The 17,263-nt window shown below is 71.2% G+C and carries 17 protein-coding genes; 7 read left to right on the forward strand and 10 right to left on the reverse strand.

Translation table 11 applies throughout. The features are described from left to right. Positions 1-80 precede the first annotated feature (80 nt). The gene (locus tag M1L56_RS10670; protein WP_248599221.1) at positions 81-968 is read left to right on the forward strand and encodes an aminodeoxychorismate lyase; all 888 of its coding nucleotides are present in this window, start codon (positions 81-83) and stop codon (positions 966-968) included. A gap of 56 nt (positions 969-1,024) precedes the next feature. On the opposite strand, the gene pstB is transcribed toward M1L56_RS10670, so the two are convergent. From pstB to M1L56_RS10710, 8 genes are all read right to left on the reverse strand, one after another. Next, positions 1,025-1,804, reverse strand: a complete 780-nt coding sequence (pstB, locus tag M1L56_RS10675; RefSeq protein WP_067948744.1) for a phosphate ABC transporter ATP-binding protein PstB — start codon at positions 1,802-1,804, stop codon at positions 1,025-1,027. A 26-nt stretch (positions 1,805-1,830) separates the two neighbouring features. Further along, entirely contained in the window at positions 1,831-2,925 is a 1,095-nt protein-coding gene (pstA, locus tag M1L56_RS10680) for a phosphate ABC transporter permease PstA (RefSeq protein ID WP_248599222.1), read from the reverse strand. Continuing rightward, positions 2,925-3,863, reverse strand: coding sequence for a phosphate ABC transporter permease subunit PstC (pstC, locus tag M1L56_RS10685; protein ID WP_067948740.1), 939 nt, complete (start codon positions 3,861-3,863; stop codon positions 2,925-2,927). Before pstC ends, pstA begins: the two co-directional genes overlap by 1 nt. An 86-nt stretch (positions 3,864-3,949) precedes the next feature. Continuing rightward, on the reverse strand, positions 3,950-5,047 hold the full coding sequence (locus M1L56_RS10690) for a phosphate ABC transporter substrate-binding protein PstS (RefSeq protein ID WP_374256527.1): 1,098 nt from the start codon (positions 5,045-5,047) through the stop codon (positions 3,950-3,952). A gap of 150 nt (positions 5,048-5,197) precedes the next feature. Continuing rightward, a complete protein-coding gene (locus M1L56_RS10695) occupies positions 5,198-6,283 on the reverse strand; it encodes a phosphate ABC transporter substrate-binding protein PstS (protein WP_248599223.1) in 1,086 nt (361 codons plus the stop codon). A 171-nt stretch (positions 6,284-6,454) separates the two neighbouring features. Continuing rightward, positions 6,455-7,399, reverse strand: coding sequence for an NUDIX hydrolase (locus M1L56_RS10700; protein ID WP_067948736.1), 945 nt, complete (start codon positions 7,397-7,399; stop codon positions 6,455-6,457). After that, the gene (locus M1L56_RS10705; RefSeq protein WP_248599224.1) at positions 7,396-9,594 is read right to left on the reverse strand and encodes an RNA degradosome polyphosphate kinase; all 2,199 of its coding nucleotides are present in this window, start codon (positions 9,592-9,594) and stop codon (positions 7,396-7,398) included. Before M1L56_RS10705 ends, M1L56_RS10700 begins: the two co-directional genes overlap by 4 nt. A 45-nt stretch (positions 9,595-9,639) precedes the next feature. Next, positions 9,640-10,329, reverse strand: a complete 690-nt coding sequence (locus tag M1L56_RS10710) for a response regulator transcription factor (RefSeq protein ID WP_067948732.1) — start codon at positions 10,327-10,329, stop codon at positions 9,640-9,642. 73 nt (positions 10,330-10,402) lie between these two features. On the opposite strand from M1L56_RS10710, the gene M1L56_RS10715 reads away from it, so the two are divergent. From M1L56_RS10715 to M1L56_RS10725, 3 genes are all read left to right on the forward strand, one after another. Continuing rightward, on the forward strand, positions 10,403-10,750 hold the full coding sequence (locus M1L56_RS10715; RefSeq protein WP_248599225.1) for a hypothetical protein: 348 nt from the start codon (positions 10,403-10,405) through the stop codon (positions 10,748-10,750). Positions 10,751-10,890: 140 nt separating this feature from the next. Beyond that, positions 10,891-11,499 (forward strand): FABP family protein, encoded by a 609-nt coding sequence (locus M1L56_RS10720; protein ID WP_067948728.1) that lies wholly within the window; start codon positions 10,891-10,893, stop codon positions 11,497-11,499. Further along, on the forward strand, positions 11,499-12,644 hold the full coding sequence (locus M1L56_RS10725) for a folate-binding protein YgfZ (RefSeq protein WP_248599226.1): 1,146 nt from the start codon (positions 11,499-11,501) through the stop codon (positions 12,642-12,644). Before M1L56_RS10720 ends, M1L56_RS10725 begins: the two co-directional genes overlap by 1 nt. Before the next feature lie 39 nt (positions 12,645-12,683). Here the strand turns inward: M1L56_RS10725 and M1L56_RS10730 are convergent, their stop codons facing one another. Further along, complete coding sequence (locus M1L56_RS10730; RefSeq protein ID WP_248599227.1) at positions 12,684-13,511, reverse strand: class I SAM-dependent methyltransferase; 828 nt, start codon at positions 13,509-13,511, stop codon at positions 12,684-12,686. Positions 13,512-13,621: 110 nt separating this feature from the next. Here M1L56_RS10730 and M1L56_RS10735 point away from each other — a divergent pair, with 110 nt between their 5' ends. Further along, positions 13,622-14,368 (forward strand): phosphoglyceromutase, encoded by a 747-nt coding sequence (locus M1L56_RS10735; protein WP_248599228.1) that lies wholly within the window; start codon positions 13,622-13,624, stop codon positions 14,366-14,368. A gap of 85 nt (positions 14,369-14,453) precedes the next feature. On the opposite strand, the gene phoU is transcribed toward M1L56_RS10735, so the two are convergent. Beyond that, positions 14,454-15,107 carry a phosphate signaling complex protein PhoU gene (gene phoU, locus M1L56_RS10740; RefSeq protein ID WP_067948720.1) on the reverse strand — a complete coding sequence of 218 codons (654 nt, stop codon included), beginning with the start codon at positions 15,105-15,107 and terminating at the stop codon, positions 14,454-14,456. Positions 15,108-15,295: 188 nt separating this feature from the next. Here phoU and M1L56_RS10745 point away from each other — a divergent pair, with 188 nt between their 5' ends. Together M1L56_RS10745 and M1L56_RS10750 are read left to right on the forward strand one after the other, a co-directional pair. After that, a complete protein-coding gene (locus M1L56_RS10745; RefSeq protein WP_248599229.1) occupies positions 15,296-16,585 on the forward strand; it encodes a cell wall metabolism sensor histidine kinase WalK in 1,290 nt (429 codons plus the stop codon). Beyond that, positions 16,582-17,262: a response regulator transcription factor gene (locus tag M1L56_RS10750; protein ID WP_067948718.1), complete on the forward strand. Its 681-nt coding sequence runs from the start codon at positions 16,582-16,584 to the stop codon at positions 17,260-17,262. Before M1L56_RS10745 ends, M1L56_RS10750 begins: the two co-directional genes overlap by 4 nt. Position 17,263 lies beyond the last annotated feature (1 nt).

Genomic DNA, 17,263 nt, shown 5'->3' on the forward strand with positions numbered 1-17,263 from the left:
CGCGGGCCCACCACGGCGCCGCGACGGCCGTGCGACCGCGGCCACGGCCGCGACGACGGCCACCGGCGTAGCATCGGAGGATGGCCGACACCGTCACGTTCCTGGTCGATCCGCTGCCGACCGACGCCTCGCCCCAGTTCCTCGAGTCGTCGTTCCGCGAGGTCGAACCGGGCGCCGGTGCCCTGGCCGTGAACGACCTCGCCCCGCACCGCGGCGACGGCGTGTTCGAGACCCTCGCGATCATCGACGGTCACCCGCAGGAGGTCGAACCGCACCTCGCCCGACTGGTGAACTCGGCGCGGCTCTGCGAGCTGCCGGAGCCGAACCTCGACCAGTGGCGCCTCATCATCACCCGCGCGACCGAGCGCGTTCCGGCGCAGGGCGAATTCGCCCTGAAGCTGGCGCTCAGCCGCGGGATCGAGCCGGGCCCGAAGCCGACCGGATGGGTGCACGTGACGCCCGGCGTCGACTTCACGGCGGCGCGGCAGCGCGGCATCCGCGTCGTCACCCTCGACCGCGGCGTCGCGCACGGCGTCGGCGAGCGCGCCCCGTGGCTGCTGCTCGGCGCGAAGACCCTGAGCTACGCGGGCAACATGGCCGCGCTGCGCGAGGCCAAGCGGCGCGGCGCCGACGACGCGATCTACATCTCCTCGGACGGGTACGTGCTCGAGGGGCCCACCTCGAGCGTGATCGTGCGGATGGGCGACCGGTTCGTCACGCCGCCCCCCGCAGCCGGCATCCTGCACGGCACCACCCAGCGCAGCGTCTTCGCGCACCTCGAGGCGACCGGACGCACCGCCGAGTACCGCGACCTCACCGTCGACGACCTGCGGGCAGCGGATGCCGCGTGGCTCGTGTCGAGCGTGCGCATGGCCGCGCCCATCGTGGAGCTCGACGGCGCGACCCTGCCCCTCGACGCCGAGGCCACGGCCGCGCTGAACGCCTACCTGCTCTCGCCGCGCGACTGACGGCGACGGCCCGCCCCCGGGATCGGGGACGGGCCGTCGGTGGAGCGCGGTCGGGATCAGCCGAAGCGGCCCGACACGTAGTCCTCGGTCGCCTTCTGCGACGGGTTCGAGAAGATCGTCGTGGTGTCGTCGTACTCGATGAGCTTGCCGGGCTTGCCGGTGCCGGCGATGTTGAAGAACGCGGTCTTGTCGGACACGCGCGACGCCTGCTGCATGTTGTGGGTCACGATCACGATCGTGTACTCCTGCTTCAGCTCCTCGATGAGGTCCTCGATGGCGAGGGTCGAGATCGGGTCGAGTGCCGAGCAGGGCTCGTCCATCAGGATGACCTCGGGCGAGACCGCGATCGCGCGGGCGATGCAGAGGCGCTGCTGCTGGCCGCCCGAAAGGCCCGAGCCCGGGCGGTCGAGCCGGTCCTTGACCTCGTTCCAGAGGTTCGCGCCCATGAGCGACTTCTCGACCAGGTCGTCGGCGTCGGACTTGGAGATGCGCTTGTTGTTGAGCTTCACGCCCGCGAGGACGTTCTCCTTGATCGACATCGTCGGGAACGGGTTCGGACGCTGGAAGACCATGCCGACCTGACGGCGGACGAGCACCGGGTCGACATCCGGGTCGTAGAGGTTGTTGCCGTCGATCAGCACCTCGCCCTCGACGCGCGCGCCGGGGATGACCTCGTGCATGCGGTTGAGGGTGCGGAGGAAGGTGGACTTGCCGCAGCCGGACGGGCCGATGAAGGCCGTCACGCTGCGCGGCTCGATCTCGAGGGTGACGCCTTCGACGGCGAGGAACTTCGAGTAGTAGACGTTGAGGTCGCGGACCTCGATGCGCTTGGACACGGGTTTCCTTACTGGGGGGTCTGGGCTCAGCGCCCGAACTTGGGGGCGAAGAACCGCGCGACGAGGCGGGCGATGAGGTTCAGCGCCATGACGATGAGGATCAGGGTGAGCGCGGCCGCCCACGCACGGTCGAGGTAGGCCGAGGCGGGTGTGCCCTGGTTGGCGTACTGGGTGTACACGAACACGGGGAGGGACTGCATGCGCCCCTCGGTCATGTCGTAGTTCATGCTGTTCGTGAAGCCGGCCGCGATGAGCAGCGGTGCCGTCTCGCCGATGACGCGGGCGATCGAGAGCATGATGCCGGTCGTGATGCCCGCGATCGACGTGGGGAGCACGACCTTCACGATCGTGAGCCACTTGGGCACGCCGAGCGCGTAGGCGGCCTCGCGGAGCTCGTTCGGCACGAGCCGCAGCATCTCCTCGCTCGAGCGGACGACGACGGGGATCATCAGCACCGCGAGCGCGACCGCCCCGGCGATGCCCGTTCGGGTGCCGGGACCCCAGAAGATCGCGAACAGCGCGTACGCGAACAGGCCCGCGACGATCGACGGGATGCCCGTCATCACGTCGACCAGGAAGGTGATGCCGCGCGCGAGGCGGCCGCGACCGTACTCGACCAGGTAGATCGAGGTCATCAGGCCGATCGGGATCGAGATGAGCGCCGCGGTGCCCGTCATCAGCAGCGTGCCGACGATCGCGTGCAGCGCACCGCCGCCCTCGCCGGTGACGCTGCGCATCGAGTACGTGAAGAACTCGGGGTCGAAGCGGGCGAGCCCGAAGGTCACGACCGTGATCGTGAGCGAGACGAGCGGGATCATCGCGAGCAGGAACGCGCCCGTCACCAGCGAGGTCACGAACCGGTCGGTGGACCGGCGCGATCCCTCGACGATGCGCGAGAGCACGGTGATCACGACGACGTAGATGATTGCGGCGACGACGAGGGTGCCGACCCAGTTGAACTCGGCGCCGCTCAGCGCGATCACGCCGAACAGGCCCGCCGAGACCAGGAGGCTCGCCGCGAGGATCATCCACGGTGCGCCGTTGGGCAGCTTGCCGGCGGTCAGCGAGTTGCTGACGGGCGTCGCGACGCGGGGCTCCGGAGGGGTGAGCGTGGTGGTCATCAGTTCGCTCCCGAGAACTCGCTGCGGCGCGCCACGATCCAACGTGCGAGCGCGTTCACCGCGAAGGTGACGATGAAGAGGATGAGGCCGGTGGCGATCAGCACGTTGACGTTGATGCCGTAGGCCTCGGGGAAGCTCAGCGCGATGTTCGCGGCGATCGTCGACGGGTTGACCGACGTGAGCAACTGGAAGGTGACGGCGCCGGTGGCCGAGAGGACCATGGCGACGGCCATCGTCTCGCCGAGCGCGCGGCCGAGGCCGAGGACGGCGGCGGAGATGATGCCGGGACGGCCGAAGGGCAGCACCGCGGTGCGGATCATCTCCCAGCGCGTGGCGCCGAGCGCGAGCGCGGCCTCCTCGTGCAGCACGGGGGTCTGCAGGAAGACCTCGCGGGAGATGGCCGTGATGATCGGGATGATCATGACGGCGAGGACGACGGCGGCGGTGAGGATCGTGCGGCCGGTGCCGGAGACGGGGCCGGAGAAGAGCGGGAACCAGCCGAGGTTGTCGACCAGCCAGGTGTAGAGGGGCTGCACCGCCGGAGCGAGCACGCCGATGCCCCACAGTCCGAAGACGACCGAGGGCACTGCGGCGAGCAGGTCGACGATGTAGCCGAGCACCGAGGCGAGGCGCCGCGGGGCGTAGTGCGAGATGAAGAGCGCGATGCCGATGGAGACGGGCAGTGCGAGGAGGAGGGCGAGCGCCGCCGCCCAGATCGTGCCGAACACGAGCGGGCCGACGTACGCCCAGAAGTTCGTGTCGAGGATCGATGCGGTCTCGCCGGTCGCGAAGAGCGCGGGGACGCTCTGCACGATGAGGAAGGTCGCCACGGCCGCGAGCGTGACGAGGATCATCGACCCGGCGAAGACCGCGGAGCGCGAGAAGACGCGGTCCCCCGGTCGCTGTTTCGCCCGGATCGGGGCGGGTGCGGTGCTCATCTGGCGAGTTCCTCTGGTCTGATTCGAAAACAGGGCTGTGCCCGGCCCCGGCTTCCGGGGAAGCGTCGGGGCCGGGCACGACCTTCTTACTGGATGGAGTCGATCGCCGCGACCGCCTGCTCGCGCAGGGTGTCGGAGATCGGGGCCGAGCCGGCGTTCTCGGCGGCCACGTCCTGGCCCTCGGCGCTGGCGATGTACGAGAAGTACGCCTTCACCAGCTCGGCGGTGGCCGAGTCCTCGTACTGCTGGCACGCGATCGAGTACGCGACGAGGACGATCGGGTAGGCGGCCTCGTCCGTCGTGCGGTCGAGCTCGAGCGAGAGGTCGCCGTCCGGGCGGCCCTCGACGAACGGCGAGACGTCGACGATGGCGGCGGCCGCCTCCGGCGAGTACTCGAGGAACTCGTCGCCGACCTGCACCGCGGCGGTGCCGAGGTCGCCGGCGCGCGACGCGTCGGCGTAGCCGATGGTGCCCGTGCCGTTGGTCACGGCGTCGACCACGCCCGACGTGCCCTGCGCGGCCTCGCCGCCCTCGAACGGCCAGACGCCGTCGGCCTCGTACGTCCACACCTCGGGAGCGGCCTGGGCGAGGTAGTCGGTGAAGTTCTCGGTCGTGCCCGAGTCGTCGGAGCGGTGGACCGGGGTGATCGCCAGGTCGGGCAGGTCGACGCCGTCGTTCGTCGCGGCGATCGCCGGGTCGTTCCAGTTGGTGATCTGGCCCGCGAAGATGCCGGCGATGGTGGGCGGGTCGAGGTTCAGCGAGTCGATGCCGTCGAGGTTGAAGATGACGGCGATCGGCGAGATGTAGAGCGGGAGCTGGATGATCGTCGAGTCCGGCGCGCACGCGGCGAAGCCGCCGGCGGCGATCTCCTCGTCGTTGAACGCACGGTCGGAGCCGGCGTAGCCGCTCGCGCCCTCGAGGAACGTGTCGCGCCCCGCGCCCGAACCGGACGGGTCGTAGTCGATGGTGACATCGGGGTTGGCGTTCTGGAACTCCGCGATCCAGGCCTGCTGGGCGGCATCCATGGCGGACGAGCCGGCGCCGACGAGGTTGCCGGAGAGCGTCGACTCCGAGCCGGCGTCGCCGTTCTCGGTGGCGCCGCCCTCGTTCGCAGCACAGGAGCTGAGTGCGAGCGCCGCGGTCATGGCGATGACGGCGGGCGCGCCGAAACGCTTGAGGTTCACGTGATTCCCTTCCGGGGTTGGAATGCAGGGGGTGGGCCGGTGCCGACCCGCCTGCGACGCTAACCAGCGTGCGTGACGAGCGTCCCCCACGAGGGTGAACGGCAGGTGAACCGGGATCGACCGGCGGGGGAGCCGCAGCTGGGAGTCCGCCTACCGGATCGACTCGATCGCCTGCATGGCGCGGTCGCGCAGCGCATCCGAGATCGGCGCCGAGCCGGCGTCCTCGGCAGCGGCCTGCTGGCCCTCCTCGCTCGCGATGTAGGCGAGGTACTCCCGCACGACCTCGACGTTCTCGGGGGAGACGTACTCCTCGCAGGCGATGAGGTAGCTGACCAGCACGATCGGGTAGACGCCCGCCTGCTCGGTGGTGCGGTCGATGGCGATGGTGAGGTCGCCCTCGGCGCGGCCCTCCTCGAGCGGTGACGCGTCGACGATCGCCGCCGCGGCTTCGGGCGAGAAGGGCACGAACTCCTCGCCGACCTGCACGGCGACCGTGCCCAGGTCGCCGGCGCGCGACGCGTCGGCGTAGCCGATCGTGCCCACGCCCTTGCCGACGGTGTCGACGACGCCCGAGTTGCCCTGGGCGGCCTCGCCGCCGGCGAACGGCCACACGCCGTCGGCCTCCCACTCCCACACGTCGGGCGCGGCCGCGTTGAGGTACTCCGTGAAGTTCTCGGTGGTGCCGGAGTCGTCCGAGCGGTGCACGGCCGTGATGGGCAGGTCGGGCAGGTCCACGTCGGGGTTCGTCGCGGCGATGGCCGGGTCGCTCCAGTTCACGATGTCGCCGGCGAAGATGCCCGCGATGGTGGCGGCGTCGAGGTCGAGCGTGTCGATGCCGTCGAGCCGGAACACGACCGCGATGGGGGAGATGTAGAGCGGCAGCTGGATGACGGTGGAGTCCGGTGCGCAGCGGCCGAACCGACCCTCGTCGAGCTCGTCGAGCGTGTAGGCGCGGTCGGATCCGGCGAAGTCGCTCGCACCCTCCATGAAGGTGTCGCGGCCGGCTCCGGACCCGGAGGGGTCGTAGTCGACGGTCACGTGCGGGTGCGCCGTCTGGAAACCGGCGACCCAGGCCTGCTGCGCGGCGCCCTGGGCCGAGGATCCGGCGCCGATGACGTACCCGTCGAGGTTCGAACCGGTGTCGTCGAGGCCCATCTCGTTGACGGCGCACGAGGAGAGGAGGAGGGCGGAGGTCGCGGCGAGCGCGGCGGACGCGAGCAGGCGCGTGCGATTCACTGGGATCCTTCGGGTGGGGGACACGGGAGCGGGGATCGACCGGCGCGGCCGATTCCGACTCGCGATCGCGTGAACAGCGAAACCCACCTCGGTGAACGGAAGGTGAACAGCCGGTGCCGAGACCGGGTGGGGAAGCTGCGCATCCGCTGCATGTCGGTCGCGTCCGAAGGCTCAGGACTTCGGGGCGTGCGTCTCGATGGCGATGATGCCCGAGGAGGGGTTCGTGGCCGACAGGTGGACGACGCTGAACTCGCCGACGTCGATGCCCGCGGCATCCGTCACGTACGAGCCGAGCGGCGTCCCCGTCGCGAGGGCGATCTCCCGCATGATCTCCGGCAGGACCGGCCCGTGGCTGCAGACGACGGCGGTCTTGCCGACCCGCACGCGCTTGCCGATGACCCGCCGGACCTCGTCGTGCCCGGCCTCCCACGCGTCCTGGCTGATGCCGTCGTCGCGCTTGACCGTGATGCCGGATGCCGCGGAGAGGGGGGTCACGGTGGTCACGCACCGCACGGCCGGGCTCGAGACGATCTTCTTCGGCCGCCACGCGGTCAGCGTGTCGGCGAGGGCGACCGCCTGCCGCACCCCGCGCTCGACGAGCGGACGCGTCGTGTCGGGGCCGTCCCATGAGCCGCGCGCCTGGGCCTTGCCGTGCCGGAGCACGATGAGCGCGAACGTCGACGTCACGCCCTGGTCGACGAGCTTCGCGAAGTTGTCGAGGATCTCGCGGTCGGGCTCGTAGGTGAGGTAGCTGCGGGCGCGCTTGATGGTCACCCATTCGAGCGCGGCGATCTCGGCGTTCGGGCGGAACGTGGAGCGCTGGACGGCCTTCTCGCTGACGCGGGCCGCCCAGTAGTGCACGATCTTCTCGCGACCGCTCGGCAGCGCGTACCGCGAGACGCCGAGCGGCACCCCGAGGGCCACCGACAGTCCGGTCTCCTCCGCGATCTCGCGGACGGCGGTGCGGGGGAGGGTCTCGCCGGGGTCGACCTTCCCCTTCGGGATGGTGACGTCGCCGTAGACGGTGCGGTGGACGACGAGCACGTGCACGCGCCCGTCGATGACGCGCCAGCACACCGCGCCGGCTGCGTAGACGGCGGTCGCGACGGGGCTCATCGTCGCTTCGCCGATCGTGCGCTCCGGGCCACGCGCGACGTGCGCTGCGCGACGCGCTCGATGCGCAGGTGCTGCAGGTCGGCGAGGGGCCGGCCCTCGTCGTCGGTGGAGTGCCGGGTCCAGATGCCGTCGCCGTCGAGGTGCCACGAGCTCGTGCCGTCGTCCATGGCCTCGTCGAAGAGCTCGCCGATGTCGGCGACGTGGTCGGGGTCGGTGAGGCGGACCAGCGCCTCGACGCGGCGGTCGAGGTTGCGGTGCATCATGTCGGCCGAGCCGATGTAGACGATGGGGTCGCCGTCGTTGTGGAAGCTGAAGATGCGCGAGTGCTCGAGGTAGCGTCCGAGGATGGAGCGCACCGTGATGTTCTCGCTGAGGCCGGGGATGCCGGGCCGCAGGCTGCAGATGCCGCGCACCCAGATCTCGACGGGCACGCCCGCGTTCGACGCCCGGTACAGCCCGTCGATGATCGCCTCGTCGACCATCGAGTTGACCTTGATGCGGATGCCGCTCGGCCGGCCGGCCTCGGCGTTGCGGATCTCCTGCGTGATGAGCTTGAGCAGACCCTTCCGCAGGTGCAGCGGCGCGACGAGCAGACGCTTGAACTTCTTCTCGATGGCGTACCCGGAGAGCTCGTTGAACAGCCGCGTGAGGTCCTTGCCGACCTGGTCGTCGGCGGTGAGCAGGCCGAGGTCCTCGTAGATGCGGCTGGTCTTCGGGTTGTAGTTGCCGGTGCCGATGTGGCTGTAGTGGACCAGCCGCCCCTTCTCCTGGCGGATGACGAGCGCGAGCTTGCAGTGCGTCTTCAGTCCGACGAGGCCGTACACGACGTGGACGCCCGCCTTCTCGAGCTTGCGCGCCCACGAGATGTTCGCCTGTTCGTCGAAGCGGGCCTTGATCTCGACGAGCGCGAGCACCTGCTTGCCCGACTCGGCGGCGTCGATGAGCGCCTCGACGATGGGGCTGTCGCCCGAGGTGCGGTACAGGGTCTGCTTGATCGCGAGCACGTCGGGGTCGGCGGCGGCCTGCTCGAGGAAGGCCTGCACGCTCGTCGCGAAGGACTCGTACGGGTGGTGCAGGAGGATGTCCTTGCGGGCGACCGCGCCGAAGACGTCGGCGGGCAGGTTCGGCTCGGACCGCATCAGCTGCGCGTTGGTCGCGGGCACGTGCGTGGGGTAGTGCAGTTCCGGCCGGTCGATGCGTGCGAGGTCGAACAGGCCGCCGAGGTCGAGCGGTGCCGGGAGCCGGTACACCTCCTGCTCGGTCACGTCGAGCTCGCGGACGAGCAGGCCGAGCGTGACGTCGTCCATGTCGTTCGAGATCTCGAGGCGGATGGGCGGACCGAACCGGCGGCGAAGGAGCTCCTTCTCGAGCGCCTTGATGAGGTTCTCGGTCTCGTCCTCCTCGATCTCGACGTCCTCGTTGCGGGTGACGCGGAACACGTGGTGGTCGAGGATCTCCATCCCGGGGAAGAGGTCCTCGAGGTGGTTCGAGATGAGGTCCTCGAGGGCGATGTAGCGCGCATCCTCGACCGGCTCGTCGGGGTCGACGCGCACGAACCGGTGCAGCATCTGCGGCACCTTCACGCGGGCGAACTCGAGCCGGCCCGTCCGGCTGTTGCGCACGCGCACCGACAGGTTGAGCGAGAGCCCCGAGATGTAGGGGAACGGGTGGGCCGGGTCGACGGCGAGCGGCATGAGCACCGGGAAGATCTGCGAGCTGAAGAACTCGTGGAGGTGCGCGTGCTCGGCCTCGTCGAGGTCCTCCCACGAGACGATGCGGATGCCGGCATCGGCCAGGGCGGGCTTGACGAGCTCCTGGTACGCGGCGGCGTGCCGCAGCTGCAGCTCGTGCGCCTTGCGGGAGATGTCGGTCAGCACCTCGTGCGGGGTGCGCCCCACGTTCGTCGGCACGGCGAGTCCCGTGTTGATGCGGCGCTTGAGGCCGGCGACGCGGACCATGAAGAACTCGTCGAGGTTCGTCGCGAAGATGGCGAGGAAGTTGGCCCGTTCGAGCACCGGCAGGCGCGGGTCCTCGGCGAGTTCGAGCACGCGCTGGTTGAACGCCAACCAGCTGAGCTCGCGGTCGAGGTAGCGCTCCGAGACGAGCTCAGGGGCGCCATCCGTGTCGAGCGGCTCGAAGTCGTCGTCGAAATCGCTCGAGGTGCGGTCTTCGTCGAGGGTGGTCTCGGCCGTCATCCCCACATCATGCCACCGGGGTGCGACCGGGTGGTGAAGCGGATGTCACCGGATGGTGACGTCGGCGTCGCGCTCGTCCTCCTCGTGCACGTTGAAGCGGTAGCCCACGTTGCGCACGGTGCCGATGAGGGAGTCGAGGTCGCCGAGCTTCGCGCGCAGCCGCCGAACGTGCACGTCGACCGTGCGCGTGCCGCCGAAGTAGTCGTAGCCCCACACCTCGCTGAGCAGCTGCTCGCGCGTGAACACGCGCGACGGATGCGCCGCGAGGAAGCGGAGCAGCTCGAACTCCTTGTAGGTGAGGTCGAGGGTGCGCCCGTGCACCTTCGCCGAGTAGCTGGCCTCGTCGATGACGACGCCGGAGGTCTGGATGCGTTCGGCCGGCTGGGATGCCTGCGCCCGGCCCACGGCGAGGCGGATGCGCGCGTCGATCTCGGCGGGGCCGGCGTGCTCGAGGATCACGTCGTCGACGCCCCAGTCCGGGGTGACCGCGGTGAGGCCGCCCTCGGTGACCACGAGCACGAGCGGCACCGAGAGCCCGGTGGTGCGGAGGATCTGCGCCAGCGCCTTGGCTCCCGCGAGGTTCGTGCGGGCGTCGAGGAAGACGAGATCGGACTCGGGTGCGCGCACGAGCTGGTCGGGCGACGCGGGGATCACGCGCACCCGATGGGTCAGGAGAGACAGGGCCGGGAGAACGTCATCGTTGGCTGCCGGCGTCAGGATCAGCAGCTGCGCCACGCACACCCTCCAGTAGTAAGGTGCGGTCAATACTACGGGACGCCCGAAGGGGCGCCACGGAACGAGGGACGGCATGGGCGACGCACACGGTCACACAGCACCGCCGGCCCCGGCATCGGCGTCGGCGTCGGCATGGGGGCGGTGGGCGATCCCCGTCGTGTGGGCGCTCGCCGCGGTGGGCTCGGTGCTCGTGGTCGCCGCCGCGTACTCCGGACGCCGCGTGTGGTTCGGCGACGATGCGCCGGGGGCGGTCTACGTGGCGCTCGGCATGGTGCTCGCGGCATCCGTCATCGCGTCGATGGCCCTGCAGCTCGCCTCGCGGGAGCCGCACGGATTCGTCGGACGGGTGAGCGCCTCGATCGCGGGCGCCGTGGTGGTCGTCGCCGTGGCCGCGCTCGCGCTGCTGCCGGTCGTGCTCTGAGCAGCGGGTAGACTCGCTGCATGGATTCGCTGCTCGCCCTCGAACTCTTCTTCATCGGCCTGCTCGGGCTCGCGAGCCTCGCCATCGCCTGGGTGAGCGGCGTGGTCGTCTTCCGGCTCTTCAAGGGGCAGCGCTAGGCCGTGATCGAACTCCCGGTCGACCTCCCCCCGGAGCTCGTTCCGCTCTCCTGGCTCATCGGGGTGTGGGAGGGTTCCGGCGTCATCGACTACAAGGTCGGCGACGAGTCGGTCACGCACGAGTTCGGGCAGCGCGTGAGCTTCAGCCACGACGGCCTGCCGTACCTCAACTACACCTCGTCCACGTGGCTCTTCCCGGGTGACGAGGGTGCGGAGCCCACGCCGATCGCCGCGGAGACCGGATACTGGCGGCTCGCCCGGCCGCTCGGCGAGGGCGACCCCGGCCCCGCGCTCCTGCCCGCGACCGGACCCTCCCGGTTCCCCGACGCCGAGGCCGTCGAGACGCTGCGCAACGCCGCCGGCGGATTCGACCTCGAGGTCTCGGTCGTGCATCCCGGCGGGGTCAGCGAGCTGTACCTCGGGCAGGTCAAGGGCCCGCGCATCGACCTCGCGACCGACGCGGTGATGCGCGCCGCCGGCGCGAAGGAGTACGCGGCCGCCACCCGCCTGTACGGCCTCGTCGAGAACCACCTGCTCTGGGCCTGGGACATCGCCGCCCTCGGGCAGGACCTCCGTACGCACGCCTCGGCGCGGCTGGCGAAGGTCGACTGATGACCGGCTCCCCGTTCCTCGCGCTTCCCGGTGCCGTGCCCGCCGAGGGCGTGGATGAGGGCGTCGCGGGTCACTACGGCAATCCCATGGTCGAGCAGCGCCGACTCGAGCAGGGGCGAGCGGTCGTCGATCTCTCGCACCGCGGCGTCGTGACCGTCACCGGCCCCGACCGTCTCTCCTGGCTGAACTCGATGGCGAGCCAGCGGCTCGACCACCTCCGCCCGGGCGAATCGGCCGAGGCGCTCTTCCTCGACGCCGCCGGCCACGTCGAGCACGCCGTGCACGTCGTCGACGACGGCGAGCGAACCTGGCTCGTCGCCGAGCGCGACGACGCGCCCGCGCTGGCGTCGTGGCTCGACCGCATGCGCTTCATGCTCCGCGTCGAGGTCGCCGACGTCTCCGCCGAGGTCGCGGTCGTCGGTGCGATGCCCGAGGGCGACGGGTTCCCGCTCGACCTGCCCGACGGCGCGCTGCGCTGGACCGATCCCTGGCGCCTCGAGCTCCCGGGCGGGCACCGCTACAGCGTCGACCCGGCGCATCCCGGCGCGTTCTGGCGGTACGTCGAGGTGATCGTGCCGCGCGCGTCGCTCGCGGGCCTCGCCGCGGCCGTCCGGTCGGGGACCGCCGAACCGGCCGGGGTGCTCGCGCTCGAGGCGCTGCGCGTCGCCGCGTGGCGTCCCCGGTTCGCGACCGAGGTCGACGAGAAGACCCTGCCGCACGAGCTCGACTGGCTCCGCAGCGCGGTCGACCTGCACAAGGGCTGCTACCGCGGCCAGGAGACCGTGGCGAAGGTCGTGAACCTCGGCCGCCCGCCGCGTCGACTCGTGATGCTGCACCTCGACGGCAGCGACACCGTCCTGCCGAAGGCCGGCGACGAGGTCGTCGGCGTCAAGGTCCGGCCCGAGCCCGCGCCCGGTGAGGAGCCCGAGCGCCGGGTCGTCGGCCACATCACCTCGGCCGCCATGCACCACGAACTCGGTCCGATCGCCCTCGCGGTGGTCAAGCGTGCGGTGCCCCCGCAGCTCGAGCTCATCGTCGAGAGCCATGGCATCGACGTGGCGGCCGCGCAGGTCGAGATCGTCCCGGCCGGCGCGGGGGCCGCGGTCGACGTGCCCCGCCTGCCGCGGCTCGGCGTCCGCCCCTGAGCCGGCACCCGAAGCTGCCGACACCCGACGTGCCGCCGTTCAGCGAGCGGATGCCGCCGCGCCCGGCGCGACCGCGTCCCACGCGAGCGTGAGCTCGCCGAGTCGCCAGCGGCGCACCCCGCCGAGCACGGGCCACCCCTCGTCGCGGAGTCCGCGCGCCACCGCGATCCACCGCTGCGAGGGGCCGTAGACGGACAGCGGCGCGTGGACCCGCCATCCGCGGTCGAGCGCGACGAGGAGGTCGTGCACGCGTTCGCCGGGCACGTTCCGGTGGATGAGCGCCTTGGGCAGGCGCTCGGCGACCACGGACGGCGCGTCGAGGTCGCGCAGGCGCAGGCTGATCGTGAAGGTGCGCGGGCCGGCATCCGTCACCCCCGCCCACGCCGCGATGCGACCGAGTTCGTCGCAGGTGCCCTCGACGAGCAGCCCGCCGGGCGCGAGCCGTTCGCGCATGCGCGCCCAGGCGCCGGTGACGTCGGACTCGTCGTACTGGCGCAGCACGTTGAACGCTCGGATCACGGCGGGGGAGCCGCCGCCGGGCACGGGCACCTCGAAGCCGCCGAGCCCGAAGGAGGCCGGGAGGTCCGCGGCGAAGTGGGTACGACCCGCCCGCACGTCGGCGAGCTGCGCCTCGGCGGTGCGCACGCGCCCGGGGTCGATCTCGAGGCCGAGCACGCGCACGTCGGGGCGCGTGCGTCGCAGCCGCGTCGCGAGCTCGAAGGCGGTGACGCCGCTCGCGCCGAAGCCCAGGTCGACGACGAGCGGATCGGCCGCGCGGCGGAACTCCGGCTGGTCGGCGATCCACCGGTCGACGCGGCGGAGGCGGTTCGTGTTCGTCGTCCCCCGCGTGATGGATCCGACCGGCATGCTCCCAGTCTCGCAGGCGCGCGCCGGGCGCACGGCTCCGCTGCGCGGCATCCGTCACGCGGCGACCGCGGGAATGGGGGGCGCCATGCCGCGCCGGTAGGCTGGGGCGCATGGTCTACACCCTCGTGCTGCTGCGCCACGGCCAGAGCGACTGGAACCAGAAGAACCTGTTCACCGGCTGGGTCGACGTGCGGCTCAGCGAACTCGGCAGCGCCGAGGCGCGCCGCGCCGGCGAGCTGCTCGTCGAGAAGGGCGTGCTGCCCGACGTGCTGCACACCTCGGTGCTCACGCGCGCCATCCAGACCGCGAACCTCGCCCTCGAGGAGGCCGACCGGCTCTGGATCGACGTCCGCCGGTCGTGGCGCCTCAACGAGCGCCACTACGGTGCGCTGCAGGGCCTCGACAAGGCCGAGACCCTCGAGAAGTACGGCCAGGACCAGTTCATGCTGTGGCGTCGTTCGTTCGACACCCCGCCGCCGCCCATCGACGACGACGGCGAGTGGTCGCAGGTCGGCGACCCCCGCTACGCGAACCTCTCCGACGACGAGATGCCGCGCACCGAGTGCCTGAAGGACGTCATCGCGCGCATGCTCCCGTACTGGGAGACCGACATCATCCCCGACCTGAAGGACGGCAAGACGGTCCTCGTGACCGCGCACGGCAACTCGCTGCGCGCGCTCGTGAAGCACCTCGACGGCATCTCCGACGCCGACATCGCCGAGCTGAACATCCCCACGGGCATCCCGCTGGTCTACGAGCTCGGCGACGACTTCATGCCGACCAAGCCCGCCGAGTACCTCGACCCCGAGGCGGCGGCGGCCGGCGCCGCGGCGGTGGCCGCGCAGGGCAAGAAGTAGGGTCGACGCCCCGAGACGAGCGAAGGGCCGAGCGGATGTCGCATCCGCTCGGCCCTTCGCCGTCGCGCCTCGCGGCGCGTGGTGGTCAGACGGGGTCCGGCACCCAGTCGCCCGTGGCGAGGTACTGGACCTTCTTGGCGATGGACACCGCGTGGTCGGCGAACCGCTCGTGGTACCGGCTGGCGAGCGTCGCGTCGACCGTGTCGACCGCCTCGCCCTTCCAGGTCTCGCCGAGGACCTTGTCGAACACCGAGAGGTGGAGGGCGTCGACCTTGTCGTCCTCGTTGCGGATCTCCTCGGCGAGGCGGACGTCCTCGTTGCGGAGCAGCTCGACGAGTCGCCGCGCGATCTCGACGTCGAGCGTGCCCATCTCGGCGAACGTGGGGCGCAGGCTCTTCGGCACGACCTTGTCGGGGAAGCGGTAGCGCGCGAGCTGCGAGATGTGCGTCGCCATGTCGCCCATGCGCTCGAGCGACGCAGAGATGCGCAGCGCGCTCACGACGATGCGGAGGTCGCGCGCGACGGGCTGCTGGCGGGCGAGGATCGTGATGGCGAGCTCGTCGAGCGCCTGGGCTCGCTGGTCGATGAGGTGGTCGTCGGCGATGACCTCCTCGGCGAGGCTCACGTTCGACTCGTTGAAGGCGCGCGTGGCCTTCTCGATGGCCTCGGCGACGAGCGTCGCGATCTCGACCAGGCCGTCCTGGACCTCTCGCAGTTCCTGCTGGAACACCTCACGCATGTAATTCGACCCCTTCGGTTTCGGCTCGCGCGTCGGGCACGCGCGAGCAGCCGGCAGCCGGCCGACCCGCGACATCCTCCCCGGTGCAGGTGAACGGCAGGTGCCGCGTTCCTGAACACTCCCTAACCTACCCTCGTCCACCGGCATCCCGGACGTGACGGGCCCGGGCGGTGGTTATCGTTGGTCCCATGGACTCCACCTGGTCCGTGCTCGCCGCGCTCGCGTTCGGCGTGCTCATCGGGGCCGGCTTCACCGTCGTGCTGCACATCGCCGAACGGCGTGGGCAGAGCGCTGCGCGCGTCGTCGCGCCCACCATCCCCGACGGCGTCGACCAGGTGCTCGATGTGCTCGAGTCGGCGGGCGTCGTGCTCGACCCGTCGAACAACGTGCTCCGCGCCTCGCCGGGCGCGCTCGCGATGGGCCTGGTGCGCAACCAGATGCTCGCCCACCAGGAGCTCATCGACCTCGTCGCCGCCGTCCGCCGCACCGGCGAGCCCGTGGCGACCGAGCTCGTGCTCGCGCGCGGTCCGTTCAGCGATGCCACCATGCAGGTCGACGTCAGGGTCGCCCGGCTCGGCACGCGCTTCGTCCTGCTCCTCGCCGACGACCGGACCGAGGCCCGACGACTCGACGAGGTGCGTCGCGACTTCATCGCGAACATCAGCCACGAGCTCAAGACCCCGATCGCCTCGGTGAGCCTGCTCGCCGAGGCGCTCGACCAGGCCGCCGACGAGCCGGAACGGGTGCGGCGCTTCGCCGATCGCCTCGCGGTCGAGTCGACGCGCCTCGGGCACATCACGAGCGAGGTGATCGAGCTGTCCCGCCTGCAGGCCCGCGATGCCCTGCGCCGCGACGAGCTGCTCGACGTCGACCGCATCGTCGCCGCCGCCGTCGACCAGAACCGGGTCGTCGCCGCGGCCAAGGGCATCGAGGTCCGGCTCCGCGCGAAGTCGAAGGCGAAGGTCTACGGCGACGAGGCGCTCATGGTCGTCGCGGTGCACAACCTCATCGCGAACGCGCTCGCGTACTCGAGCGAGGGCGGGCGCGTGGGCGTCGGCGTCACCGTCGACGACGATGCGGTGGAGATCGCCGTGGCCGATCAGGGCATCGGCATCGCCCCCGAGGACCAGGACCGCGTGTTCGAGCGGTTCTACCGGGTCGACCAGGCCCGCTCCCGCAACACGGGCGGGTCGGGCCTCGGCCTCAGCATCGTCAAGCACACGGTGCAGAACCACGGCGGCGACGTCCGAGTGTGGTCGCAGCCGGGGCGCGGCTCGACCTTCACCATCCGACTGCCGCTCGCCGAGCCGCCCGTATCCCCGCCCGAGCCCGAGGACACCGCCGCCGAGACCGTCGTCGACGGTCAGGGCGACGGCTCCGCACCCGCCGGCGCGGGGCGCGGCGAATCGTCCGAGACCCCCGATCGCATCGCCGCGGCCCTGCCGGCCGCAGCCCCTTCCCGAGGAGACCGCACGTGACCCGCATCCTGCTCGTCGAGGACGAGATCGCGCTGAGCGAACCGTTGAGCTTCCTGCTCGAGCGCGAGGGCTACGAGGTGGAGGTCGCCGCCGACGGTCCCGCGGCCGTCGCGGCCTTCGACCGCGCGGGAGCCGACCTGGTGCTGCTCGACCTCATGCTGCCCGGGCTGCCCGGGACCGAGGTGTGCCGCGAGATCCGCCAGCGCTCGCAGGTGCCCATCATCATGCTGACCGCGAAGGACTCCGAGGTCGACATCGTCGTCGGCCTCGAGCTGGGCGCCGACGACTACGTCACGAAGCCGTACTCGACCCGCGAGCTGCTCGCCCGCATCCGGGCGGTGCTGCGTCGACGGATCGAGCCGGAGGACCTCGACGACGCGATCATCACGGGCGGCCGCGTCCGGATGGATGTGGACCGCCACACCGTCGAGGTCGACGGCGAGACGGTGGCGATGCCGCTGAAGGAGTTCGAGCTGCTCGAGCTGCTCATGCGCAACGCCGGTCGCGTGCTCACGCGCGGCCAGCTCATCGACCGCGTCTGGGGAAGCGACTACTTCGGCGACACCAAGACGCTCGACGTGCACATCAAGCGCATCCGCTCGAAGATCGAGGTCACGCCCTCGGAGCCGGTGCAGCTGGTCACCGTCCGGGGTCTGGGCTACCGGTTCGAGGCCTGAG

Source organism: Agromyces sp. C10 (genome assembly GCF_023217995.1).
Taxonomy (GTDB): Bacteria; Actinomycetota; Actinomycetes; order Actinomycetales; family Microbacteriaceae; genus Agromyces; species Agromyces indicus.

Bases quoted from the DNA above. Each gene is read 5' to 3' on its own strand.
- phoU (WP_067948720.1), bottom strand. From the start codon at position 15,107: ATGCGTGAGGTGTTCCAGCAGGAACTGCGAGAGGTCCAGGACGGCCTG.
- pstC (WP_067948740.1), bottom strand. From the start codon at position 3,863: ATGAGCACCGCACCCGCCCCGATCCGGGCGAAACAGCGACCGGGGGAC.
- pstA (WP_248599222.1), bottom strand. From the start codon at position 2,925: ATGACCACCACGCTCACCCCTCCGGAGCCCCGCGTCGCGACGCCCGTC.
- M1L56_RS10725 (WP_248599226.1), top strand. From the start codon at position 11,499: ATGACCGGCTCCCCGTTCCTCGCGCTTCCCGGTGCCGTGCCCGCCGAG.
- M1L56_RS10730 (WP_248599227.1), bottom strand. From the start codon at position 13,511: ATGCCGGTCGGATCCATCACGCGGGGGACGACGAACACGAACCGCCTC.
- M1L56_RS10670 (WP_248599221.1), top strand. From the start codon at position 81: ATGGCCGACACCGTCACGTTCCTGGTCGATCCGCTGCCGACCGACGCC.
- M1L56_RS10700 (WP_067948736.1), bottom strand. From the start codon at position 7,399: ATGAGCCCCGTCGCGACCGCCGTCTACGCAGCCGGCGCGGTGTGCTGG.
- M1L56_RS10735 (WP_248599228.1), top strand. From the start codon at position 13,622: ATGGTCTACACCCTCGTGCTGCTGCGCCACGGCCAGAGCGACTGGAAC.
- M1L56_RS10745 (WP_248599229.1), top strand. From the start codon at position 15,296: ATGGACTCCACCTGGTCCGTGCTCGCCGCGCTCGCGTTCGGCGTGCTC.
- M1L56_RS10715 (WP_248599225.1), top strand. From the start codon at position 10,403: ATGGGCGACGCACACGGTCACACAGCACCGCCGGCCCCGGCATCGGCG.
- M1L56_RS10705 (WP_248599224.1), bottom strand. From the start codon at position 9,594: ATGACGGCCGAGACCACCCTCGACGAAGACCGCACCTCGAGCGATTTC.